We start from the raw sequence: 11,205 nt of genomic DNA on the forward strand, positions 1-11,205 counted from the left end.
CGGCCGCGTCACAGGACACTGGTCATGCCGCCGTCGACGTACAGCACCTGTCCGCCGACGAAGTCCGCCGCCGGGGAGGCGAGGAACAGCACCCCGCCCACCAGGTCCTCCGTACGCCCCCACCGCCCGGCCGGGGTCCGTTTGCGCACCCAGGCGCTGAACTCCGGGTCGTCGACCAGGGGTTGGGTCAGTTCCGTCTCGATGTAGCCGGGGCCGAGGGCGTTGACCTGGACCCCGTGCGGGCCCCAGTCCGCGCACATGCCCTTGGTGAGCATCTTCAGCGCGCCCTTGGTGGCCGCGTAGGGCGCGATGCCCGGGCGGGCCACCTCGCTCTGCACCGAGCAGATGTTGATGATCTTGCCGTGGCCGCGTTCCGTCATCCGGCGGGCCGCCTCACGGCCCACCAGGAACGCGCTGGTGAGGTTGGTGTCGAGGATGCGGTGCCAGTCGGAGTCGGTGAACTCCAGGAGGGGGGCGCGCAGTTGCATGCCCGCGTTGTTGACCAGGATGTCGAGCGGGCCGACCCGCTCCTCGATGTCCGCGATCCCGGCTCCGACCGAGGGACCGTCGGTGACGTCGAAGGCGGCGGTGCGGATGTCCCCGGGGAGCCCGGCGGCGGCCTTGGCGAGCCGGTCGTCGTCGCGCCCGTTGAGGACGACCGTGCAGCCCGCCTCCGCGAGGCCCCGGGCCAGGGCGAGGCCGATGCCCCGGCTGGAGCCGGTCACCAGGGCCGTACGCCCGCTGATGTCGAACAGAGGGTGACTCATTCCCGTACCCCTAGATCACGAGTGAGAGCAGCAGGACCAGGCCGCCCGCGACCACGGAGATGATCGTCTCCATGACCGACCAGGTCTTCAGGGTCTGGCCGACGTTCAGGCCGAAGTACTCCTTGACCAGCCAGAACCCGGCGTCGTTCACATGGCTGAAGAAGAGCGAGCCGGCGCCGATGGCCAGGACGAGAAGGGCCGCGTGCGTGGTCGACATGTCGGCCGCGAGCGGGGCCACGAGGCCGGCCGCGGAGACCGTGGCGACCGTCGCCGAACCCGTGGCCAGCCGGATCGCCACCGCGATCAGCCAGGCCAGCAGAAGGGCCGGGATCGACCAGTCCTCGGAGATGTCCAGGACCATCTTGCCGACCCCGGAGTCGATCAGCGTCTGCTTGAAGCCGCCGCCGGCGCCGACGATCAGGAGGATGCCCGCGATGGGCGCGAGGCCCGTCTCGACGATCCGCGAGATGCGTTCCTTGGTGAACTCGGCCGGGCGGCCGAGGGTGAAGATGCCCACGAGGACGGCGGCGAGCAGGGCGATCAGCGGGGAGCCGACCACGTCGAAGACGCGCTGCACCATGTGCGTGGGGTCGTCGACGATGATGTCGACCAGCGCCTTGGACAGCATCAGGACGACGGGGAGCAGGATGGTGGCCAGGGTGGCGCCGAAGCCGGGACGCTTCTCCAGGTCCTCGGAAGGGCGCTGGGGGATCATCCGGTCCGGGGCGGGTACGTCGACCCAGCGGGCCGCGACCCGCGAGAACAGCGGGCCGGCGATGATCACCGTGGGGATGGCGACGAGGACGCCGAGCGCCAGCGTCACGCCGAGGTTGGCGCCGACCGCGTCGATCGCGATCAGCGGGCCGGGGTGCGGCGGGACCAGGCCGTGCATCACGGACAGGCCCGCGAGCGCCGGGATGCCGATGCGCATCAGGGAGTAGTTGCCGCGCTTGGCGACCATCAGGACGACCGGGATCAGCAGCACGACGCCGACCTCGAAGAACAGGGGCAGGCCGATCACCGAGGCGATCAGGACCATCGCCCAGGGCATCGTCCGGCCCGACGCCCTCGCCAGGATCGTGTCGACGATCTGGTCGGCGCCGCCGGAGTCGGCGAGCAGCTTGCCGAGGATCGCGCCCAGGGCGATCAGGACGCCCACGCCGGCCACCGTCGAGCCGAGCCCGGTGGTGAAGCTGGCGATGGCCTTGTCGAGCGGCGCGCCCGCGAAGGCGCCCAGCGCGAGCGAGCCGATGGTCAGGGCCAGGAAGGCGTGCAGCTTGAACTTGGTGATCAGCAGGACGATGAGTGCGATGCCCGCGAGCACGGCGACGCCCAGCTGGGCATGGCCGGCCGAGGTGATCGGCTCGACGGTGTCCGCTGCCAGCATCTCGACGCTGAGTCTGGTCACGGTGGTTCCCTTGCTTCTGAAGAGGGACTGTCGGGGGTGGTCGGGTTACTGCGAGGGTGCTTTCGGGGATGCCCCGGGGCTGTCCGGGGCGCCGAGGCCGCCGAGCGCCGTCACGGCACGGGCGGTGATCTCCTCGGGGGTGCCGGAGACGTCGACCGCCACGCCCGTCTCGTCCGCTTCGAGCGGCTGGAGGGTGGCGAACTGCGAGTCGAGCAGCGCCGTCGGCATGAAGTGGCCCTGCCGGTGCGCCATCCGGTCCTCGATGAGCGCCCGGTCACCGGTGAGATGCACGAAGACGACGTCGGGTGCGGCGGCCCGCAGCCGGTCCCGGTACGACCGCTTCAGCGCCGAGCAGCTGACCACCCCGCCGAGCCCGGCCCGGCCGTGCGCCCACTCGCCGATCGCGTCCAGCCACGGCCGGCGGTCGTCGTCGGTCAGCGGGGTCCCGGCCGTCATCTTGTGGATGTTGGCCGGGGGGTGGAAGTCGTCGGCCTCGGCGTACGGAACGCCGAGCCGTGCCGCGAGCAGGGGACCGATGGTGGTCTTCCCGGTGCCCGCGACGCCCATGACCACGACGACGTGGGGGGTGCGCGTCTTCTGCATGAACGCAATGAAACGCATTAGGTCCGACAAATTCAAGCCCTCCGCATCAATAAGTCTGACTTTTTGGGAGTGTGACGCGCCCCGTACGCTGAGTGCATGAGCACACCCGGCCGAGGGCTGCACGGCCATGTACTGGACACCCTCGGACCCGCGATCACCGCGGGCGAGTACCCGCCGGGCAGCGTTCTGCGCACGGACGAACTGGCCCAGCGCTTCGACGTGTCACGTTCGGTGATGCGGGAGGCGGTCCGGGTCCTGGAGTCGATGCACCTGGTCGAGTCCCGCCGCCGGGTCGGCGTCACGGTCCGCCCCAAGGCCGAGTGGAACGTCTACGACCCGCAGGTCATCCGCTGGCGTCTGGCGGGCGCCGACCGCCCGCAGCAACTGCGCTCCCTCACCGTGCTGCGCTCCGCGATCGAACCGGTCGCCGCGGGACTGGCCGCCAAGTTCGCCACCGCCGAGCAGTGCGCGCGGCTCACGGAGTGCGCGCTGGGCATGGTGGCCAAGTCGCGCGGTCACCAGCTGGACGGCTACCTGGTCCACGACGTGGCCTTCCATCGGGTGATCCTGGAGGCATCCGGCAACGAGATGTTCGCCCGCCTCGGGGATGTCGTCGCGGAGGTCCTGGCCGGCCGCACCCATCACGAGGTCATGTTCGAGGACCCCGACCCGGCCGCCGTCACCCTGCACGTACAGGTCGCCGAGGCGGTCCGCGAGGGCGACGGCGAGCGGGCCGAGCGGCTCACCCGGGGGATCGTGGTCGGCGCCCTTCAGGAACTGGACATCCTCGCGCCCTAGACGGCGGTCCCGGTCCCCTCGTCGCTCCGGCCGACGTCCCCGTCGACGTACACCCACGCGCCGTCGGCCCGCTCGAACCGGCTCCGCTCCTCCATCGAACCGCCCCGGTAGGAGGCCCGGAAGGTCACGGTCCCGGTGGTGTGGAACGCCGTACCGTCGCCCGATCCGAGGATCTCCAGGCCCGTCCACCGCGTCCCGGGGTCGAACTCGACACCGGCGGGGCGGGTGCGCGGGTGCCAGGTGCGCAGGAGGTAGGGCTCGTCCCGCCGCACGAAGGCGCTGTAGCGGGAGCGCATCAGTGCCTCGGCGGTCGGCGCCGCCGCCTCACCGCGGTGGAACCGGCCGCAGCACTTCTCGTACGTCTCCGCGAGACCGCACGGACACGCGGAACTCTGAACCTGGGTGGAGGGGCGTTGCCGCCGGGGATGCGGAGTACGTCGGGCCATGCCCGCCATTCTCCCGCACCGCGTGTACCCGCACCGCATCCACCCGCTACGCGGTGGACGGCGGATAGGAGGGCCGGGCGGGCACCCGCGGTCCACCCCTGACCGGCGGCGGTCCCTGCGTCCTCGGTGTGGGCAACGCGGGCAGCGCCACCTCGTGCAGCCACGAGGCGAGCAGTTCGTCCAACGGCTCCGTCGCGAACCGCCCCGCGTGCGACGTGAACGTGGCCGTGCTCACCGAACCGCCCCGGTGGAGCGCGACCCAGCCCCGCAGCATCCGGAAGAACGCCTCGTCGCCCAGCGCGCACCGCACGGCGTGCACGGTGAGCCCGCCGCGCTGGTACAACCGGTCGTCGAACATCAGCTTGCGGCCGGGATCGGCGAGCCGCAGATCCTGTGGTCGCCCGGCCAGCAACCGATGGGCGACGGCGGCGAGTTGCTGCGCGCTGCGCCCGCCGGAGCGCTCGGACCACAGCCACTCCGCGTACTTGGCGAACCCCTCGTTCAGCCAGATGTGCCGCCAGTCCGCGATGGACACACTGTTGCCGAACCACTGGTGGGCCAGCTCGTGCGCGACGAGCCGCTCCGAACTCCGGGCGCCGTCCACGTGGTTGGCGCCGAACAGTGACAAGCCCTGTGCCTCGACGGGCACATCGAGTTCCTCCTCGGTGACCACGACCGCGTACTCACCGAACGGATACGGCCCGAACAGCTCCTCGAAGAGCTCCATCATGGCGGGCTGGCGAGCGAAGTCACGGGAGAACTCGGGGAGCAACTCCGCCGGAATGTGCCCGTGTTGGGGCACCCCGCCAAGACCCGGGTCGCCGAGCAGGACGGTCTGGTACTTCCCGATCGACAGTCCGACGAGATAGCTCGACGTCGGCGCGGACTGCTCGTACACCCACGTGGTCGTAGAAGCCCTCGTCGTCCTCGTCAGCAGCCGACCGCCCGCCACCACCGAGTACGCGGACGGCGTCGTGATCGAGATCTGGTAGGACGCCTTGTCGGCGGGCCGGTCGTTGCACGGGTACCAGGACGGCGCCCCGACCGGCTGGCTCGCCACCAGCGCCCCGTCCTCCAGCTCCTCCCAGCCGATCCCGCCCCAGGGGCTGCTGACCGGCTTGGGGTTGCCCGCCCAGTGCACCTCGACGGTGAAGGCGGCCCCGGTCCGCAGTGGCTTCGGGGGGCGGATGCGCAGCCGTCCGCCCCGGTGCGTGTAGTGCGAGGCCTTGCCGTCGACCCGGACCCGGCCGATCTTGAAGTCGCCCAGGTTCAGCTGGAATTCGGCGAGCGGGGACCGGCCCGCTATGGCGTTGATGCGGGCCGTGCCCGCCAGCCGGTTCGGGCCGGGGCGGTAGTCCAGCGCGAGTTCGTACCGGTGCACCCGGTAACGGGGGTCACCGTTGGCCGGGAAGTACGGGTCCGAACCCACTGTCTGCTGAACGCTCACTGCTGAGTCTGCTCCCTGCGATGTGCTCGTACGAGGTGCCGGAGATGAACCCACCCCCGCTCCGGTACCCGAACGAGCCGCGCGCACCGCTTTCAGGAACGCCATGACTCGATCGGGTTGCCCAGCCAGCGGGAGTCGTCGGGAACGGACTCCGCCGCCATGACCAGCGACGCGGGACCCAGAGTGGACCGGGCCCCGACCGTGGAACCGGGCAGGACGATCCCGCCAGGACCCAGCGTCGCGCCCTCACGGAGGACCACAGTATCCGTCCGCAAGATCCGGTCGTGGAAGAGGTGTGTCTGGAGCACGCATCCCCGGTTCACGGTGGCCGCGTCCCCCAGGGTCACCAGGTCGGTCTCGGGCAGCCAGTAGCTCTCCACCCAGACCCCCTTCCCGATGTGCGCGCCGAGCCCCCGCAGCCACGCCGACATCACCGGCGTACCCGGCACGGAGCCCACCAGCCAGGGCACGGCGACGACCTCGACGAAGGTGTCCGCCAGCTCGTTGCGCCACACGAACCCGCTCCACAGCGGATGCTCACCGGCGTGGTGACGCCCCACGAGCGCCCACTTGGCGACGACGGACAGGACGCAGGCGAGGGCCCCGACAGCGAGCAGCACCAGGCCGCCGGCCAGCCAGAACCATCCACCGAGCACACTGAACGCGGCGACCGTCAGCACGGCCAGCCCCGCCGAGCAGAACACCGGCACGATCCGGAACAGCTCCACCAGCGCCCGCGCCCACAGCAGCCGCGCGGGCGGGTCGTACGTACGGCTCTGGTCGCCGCCGCTCGCCGAGCGGGGCAGCTTCATCGGCGGCAGGCCCAGGTACGAGCTGCCCTTCTTGGCCTTCTTCGGGGTGGCCGAGAGGACACCGACCAGCCCGCCGTCGGGTACCGACCGGCCCGGCGCGGTCATCCCGGAGTTGCCCAGGAAGGCCCGCCGCCCGATCTCGGCCCGCCCGATCCGCAGCCAGCCGCCGCCGAGCTCGTACGGCGCGGTCAGGGTGTCGTCGGCCAGGAAGGCGCCCTCGCCGACGGTCGTCAGGCTCGGCAGCGCCAGCACGGTGGACACCTCGGCGCCGCGCCCGATCCGCATCCCGAGCAGCCGCAGCCACACCGGGGTGATCAGCCCGGCGTACAGCGGGAACAGGGTCTCGCGGGAGCGGTCCATGAGCTGCGTGACGGTCCAGGCCTGCCAGCCGATCCGGCTGTGCGTGGGATGCGTGCCCTCGCGCAGACCCAGACTCAGCAGCCGTACGGCGACCAGCAGCATCAGCGCGTACGCGAGACCGAACGCCAGGGTGGCCGGCACCAGCGCGAGCGCGATGCCCCGCAGGGCGGTCCCGAGCCCGGCGTCCGGGTCGACGAAGAGGCCGGCGACCAGCAGCGCGACGGCACCCGCCAGCAGCGGCAGCGCGCTCAGCGCGAACCCGGCGACGCCGTACATCGTCCGCCAGGTCCGCCCGCGCTGCGGACGCTCCTTGGGCCAGTTCCGCTTGGCCTTGCCGAGCTTGTGGGCCGGCGCGCCGGCCCACCGCTGCCCGGTCGGCACCGTCCCGGCGACCGCCGAACCCGGCGCCACCTCGGCCCGCTTGCCGACCCGCGCGCCCGGGAAGAGCAGGCTGCGCGTCCCGACGACAGCGCCGGCACCCACCTTGACCTGACCGATCTCCAGCCGGTCCCCGTCCAGCCAGTGGCCCGACAGGTCCACCTCGGACTCGACGGCCGCCCCACGCCCCAGCTTGAGCATGCCGGTGACCGGCGGCAGCGAGTGCAGGTCGACGTCCGTGCCGACCTTGGCGCCCAGCGCACGCGCGTACCGCTCCAGCCACCCCCCGGTCAGCGAGGTCGCCCCGCTGAACTCGGCGAGCCGCTCGGCGGTCCAGAGGCGAAGGTGCACACTGCCACCGCGCGGATACCGGCCCGGCTTCACGCCGCGCAGCAGCAGCCGCGCCCCACCGGCCGCGAGGGCGAGCCGCCCGGGCGGGGAGAAGAACACGGCGGCCCCGGCCGCCACCGCCCACCACGACGTGGCGGGCGCCCACGGATAGGCGCCGAACCAGTGCAGTACGTTCCCGGCGGCGGCGAGCGCGACCGCCCACCGGAGCCCGAGGAGCGTGAACAGGGGGACCAGCAGCAGCAGCTGAACGGCCTTGGCGCGCAGCGGAACCGGCGCGATGACCCGTCCGCCGGTGTCGTCCTGCGCGGACTCCTCCAGATGCCGGGCGAGCTTGCGCAGCACGGGCTGCTGGTAGATGTCGAGGACGGCGGCGCTCGGATAGCGCGTCCGCAGTCGCGTGGTCAGCTGGGCGGCGCCGAGACTGCTGCCGCCGATCGCGAAGAAGTCGTCGTCCGCGCTGCCCACGGGGATGCCCAGGACCTCGCTCCACTGCTCGGCCACCCACGCCTCGGTGCCGTACAGCACGGCGGCGGGACCGGTCTCCAGCCCCTCCAGCGGCCACGGCAGGGCGTTGCGGTCGACCTTGCCGGACGTGCGCGTCGGCAGCTCGGCGACCGGCGCGAGCATCGGCACCAGGGCGGCGGGCAGCTCGGCGCGCAGTCGCTCCACGGCGGCGGCCTGGTCCCAGCCCTCCTGCGTCACGACATAGCCGACCAGCAGCTGGTTGCCGCTGCGGGCGGTCCGTACGGCGGCTGCCGCACCGGCGACACCGGGCAGAGCCTGGAGCGCCGAGTCGACCTCACCCAGCTCGATACGGCGCCCGCCGAGCTTGATCTGCTCGTCGGCCCGTCCGAGGAAGATCAGGCCCTCGGGCTCGGCCTTGACGAGGTCACCGCTGCGGTAGGCCCGCTCCCACCCGAGGGAGTCGAGCGGCGCGTACTTCTCGGCGTCCTTCTCGGCGTCGAGATACCGCGCGAGTCCCACACCGCCGATCACCAGCTGGCCGCTGGCGCCCATGGCGACGGGCTCCCCGGCCTCGTCGACCACGGCGAGCTCCCAGCCGTTGAGGGGCAGCCCGATGCGGATGGGCTCCTCCCCGGTCATCAGGGAGGCACAGGCGACGACGGTGGCCTCGGTGGGCCCGTAGGTGTTCCACACCTCGCGCCCCTCCGTCACCAGCCGCTGCACCAGCTCGGGCGGGCAGGCCTCCCCGCCGAAGATCAGCAGCCGTACGTCGTTGAGGGTCTCGGGCTCCCACAGCGCGGCCAGCGTCGGCACGGTGGAGACCACGGAGATCTCCTGCTCGACCAGCCAGGGCCCCAGATCGGCCCCGCTGCGCACCTGGGAACGCGGTACGGGCACCAGACAGGCCCCGTAGCGCCAGGCCAGCCACATCTCCTCGCAGGAGGCGTCGAAGGCCACGGAGAGGCCCGCCATGACCCGGTCGCCGGGCCCCACGGGATCGTCGGTGAGGAACAGCGCGGCCTCGGCGTCCACGAAGGCGGCGGCGCTGCGATGGCTGACGGCGACGCCCTTGGGCTTCCCGGTGGAGCCGGAGGTGAAGATGATCCAGGCGTCGTGCTCGACCCCGGGCCGCCGTGAGGGCAGCTCACCGCGGGTCCCGGGAACGGTGATCTCGCACCCGGCGCCGACGACGGCCCGTACGTCCGCCTCCCCGAACACCAGCTCGGCCCGCTCGTCCGGGTCCTCGGCGTCCACGGGGACGTAGGCGGCACCGGCGGCGAGGACGGCCAGGACGGCGATGTACAGCTCGTTGGTGCCGGACGGCACCCGGACCCCGACGCGGTCCCCGAGCCCGACACCGGCGGCGCTCAGACGGCGCCGTACGCTCTCGACCTCCATGGCCAGCGCCCGGTAGGTGAGCGAGACGGTGCCGTCGTCGAGGGCGGGCTCGTTCGGGTACGAACGTACGGTGGCGTCGAAAATGTCGACCAGGGTGCGCGGCGAGGCGGCGGGCCCCGCGGAGAAACGTGCCTTGTCGCCGAACCGCTCGCGGATCTCTTCTTCGAGCAGACCGAGAGCACTGCTCTCGTGTGTGGCTGCCATCAGTCCTCGCGTCTCGTTCCCGGAAACCTCCGGGTCGCTGGCGGGGCCCGCAGGTATGCCTGGGGTTGTCCGGCTCCAGCTCCGTTCCGTAACAAGCCGGAAATTTTAGTACGAGCCTAGGCTCGCGCCAGTACGCCTGCCATGGCAGAGGGCCGTACGGGGGCGGTGTCCGAGGGCGCCGGGGCCGCGGCCGACGCCCTGACCTGGTGATCTTCTTCGGCCACCGGCACGGACGAGATTTCGCCCACACAGAGCGAAAAGCCGCCCACGCAGAGCGAAAACGCCTGATGGATCGCTCGCGGTCAACGCCTGACGGGTCGGTCGAGGGTCAGCGGGCGGTCCACTTCTGGTTGTCCTGGCCGTTGCACGTCCACAGCTGGAGCCGGGTGCCGTTGCCGGTCTTCTGGTCCTTCACGTCCACGCACTTGTTGGCCTGGGGATTCACCAGGTCGTTGGGCTGGGCCAGGATGAACTTCTGGGCCGGGTTGCCGCTGCACTTGGCCAGCTGGATGACCGCGCCGTCCGCGGTGGAACCCCAGGCGACGTCCATGCACAGGCCGAAGGCGCGCACGGTGCCGTCGGAGTGGAACGTCCACTTCTGCTGGGCCTTGCCGTTGCACGACCAGATCTCCAGCGGGGCACCGTCCTTGCCCTTGTCGCCGACGACGTCGATGCACTTGCCGGAGGCGTGGCTGAAGATGATCGCGCCGGGGACGACGGCCGGGGTCGGCTTGGTGCTGGTGCTGGTGCTGGTGCTGCCGCCGCTGCTCGAACCGCTGCCGCTGGTCGTGGTCTTGGTGCCGGAGCTCGAACCGCTGCTCTTCGTACCGGAGGAACCCTTCGAGGTGCTGGAGCCGCTGCCGGAGGCCGCGCCGCTGCCCTTGCTCCCGGTGGTGCCGGTGTCGCCGACCGCCGCTCCGGCGCCCGGCGCCGCGCCGCCCGCCGCGCCCTTGCCCGTGGTCGAGGGGCTCTGAGAGGCCTTGGTGGAGGGCGTCGCCTTGTTCGGCTTCGGGTCGGCCGACTCGAAGGAACCCGGGGCCGCCCCGTCCAGGGCATCGCCCAGCACGGTGTCCGCAGTGCCGCCCGCGGAGGTGGTGCGGGCCGGGCTGCCGTCGTCGCCACGGGTGCTGACCAGGAACGGCACCGACACCAGGAGCGCGCCCGCGATCGCCGCGGCGGCCAGGATGGCCTTGGACGGGCGGCCGGGGTGGCCGTCCTGCGCGGTGGCGGCGGTGCCGCCGTCGGAGCCGTCACCGACGGTGACCACGTCGGGCACGGTGGCGCCCGCGGCGTCGGCGCCGGAGGGGGTCTCGCCCTCGCCCTCCGCTCCGGCGGTGGCGGAGGCGGCTGCGGAGGTCCCCGGTTCGGACGCAGGGTCCGGGAGGGACGCGGTCTCCGGGAGGGATTCGGGATCGGGGAGGGACTCCGGGTCGGGCAGGGACGCGGTCTCCGGCAGGGACTCGGGGTCCGGTGCCGACTCCGGGTCGGGGGCGGACTCCGGGGCGCGGGCCGACCCCGGTGCCGCGACCGCCGGTGAGGCGACGGCCGTGGGGGCGGGCGCCGTCCCTGCCGTCGCCGTCGTGGTCGGCTCCGGTGCGGGTGTGGTGGCACCGGTGTCCGGCTCGGCGGCTGCGGACTGCCCTCGGGGGGCGTTCTGTGCGGCGGTCATGACGTCCTCCTGGCGGAGTGGCGGTGGGGGGTGCCCACGGGGTGCTGGGACACCGGGTGCGGTGGCACCGGGTACGGGGATTTCTGCGCAGCCGCACAG

At 72.3% G+C, this 11,205-nt stretch carries 8 protein-coding genes; 1 reads left to right on the forward strand and 7 read right to left on the reverse strand.

The window, feature by feature from the left end:
* Window positions 1-8: 8 nt before the first annotated feature.
* From OG595_RS34710 to OG595_RS34720, 3 genes are read right to left on the reverse strand one after another with little or no spacing between them, the layout of a single operon-like run.
* Window positions 9-767: an SDR family oxidoreductase gene (locus OG595_RS34710; protein ID WP_329279024.1), complete on the reverse strand. Its 759-nt coding sequence runs from the start codon at window positions 765-767 to the stop codon at window positions 9-11.
* 10 nt (window positions 768-777) lie between these two features.
* Window positions 778-2,175: a GntT/GntP/DsdX family permease gene (locus OG595_RS34715; RefSeq protein ID WP_329279026.1), complete on the reverse strand. Its 1,398-nt coding sequence runs from the start codon at window positions 2,173-2,175 to the stop codon at window positions 778-780.
* Between the two features lie 45 nt (window positions 2,176-2,220).
* Entirely contained in the window at window positions 2,221-2,778 is a 558-nt protein-coding gene (locus OG595_RS34720; protein ID WP_329279029.1) for a gluconokinase, read from the reverse strand.
* 96 nt (window positions 2,779-2,874) lie between these two features.
* Between OG595_RS34720 and OG595_RS34725 the strand changes: the two genes are divergently transcribed.
* Entirely contained in the window at window positions 2,875-3,576 is a 702-nt protein-coding gene (locus tag OG595_RS34725) for a FadR/GntR family transcriptional regulator (RefSeq protein ID WP_329279033.1), read from the forward strand.
* On the opposite strand, the gene OG595_RS34730 is transcribed toward OG595_RS34725, so the two are convergent.
* The 4 genes from OG595_RS34730 to OG595_RS34745 all read right to left on the reverse strand — a co-directional run bounded on the left by OG595_RS34730 (window position 3,573) and on the right by OG595_RS34745 (window position 11,106).
* Window positions 3,573-4,022, reverse strand: a complete 450-nt coding sequence (locus tag OG595_RS34730) for a YchJ family protein (RefSeq protein ID WP_329279036.1) — start codon at window positions 4,020-4,022, stop codon at window positions 3,573-3,575. The genes OG595_RS34725 and OG595_RS34730 overlap by 4 nt on opposite strands.
* Before the next feature lie 46 nt (window positions 4,023-4,068).
* Window positions 4,069-5,469, reverse strand: coding sequence for a M1 family metallopeptidase (locus OG595_RS34735; protein ID WP_329279038.1), 1,401 nt, complete (start codon window positions 5,467-5,469; stop codon window positions 4,069-4,071).
* A gap of 92 nt (window positions 5,470-5,561) precedes the next feature.
* Entirely contained in the window at window positions 5,562-9,437 is a 3,876-nt protein-coding gene (locus OG595_RS34740) for a Pls/PosA family non-ribosomal peptide synthetase (RefSeq protein WP_329279040.1), read from the reverse strand.
* Between the two features lie 328 nt (window positions 9,438-9,765).
* The gene (locus tag OG595_RS34745; protein WP_329279043.1) at window positions 9,766-11,106 is read right to left on the reverse strand and encodes an RICIN domain-containing protein; all 1,341 of its coding nucleotides are present in this window, start codon (window positions 11,104-11,106) and stop codon (window positions 9,766-9,768) included.
* Window positions 11,107-11,205 lie beyond the last annotated feature (99 nt).

The organism is Streptomyces sp. NBC_01451, from assembly GCF_036227485.1.
Lineage (GTDB): Bacteria > Actinomycetota > Actinomycetes > Streptomycetales > Streptomycetaceae > Streptomyces.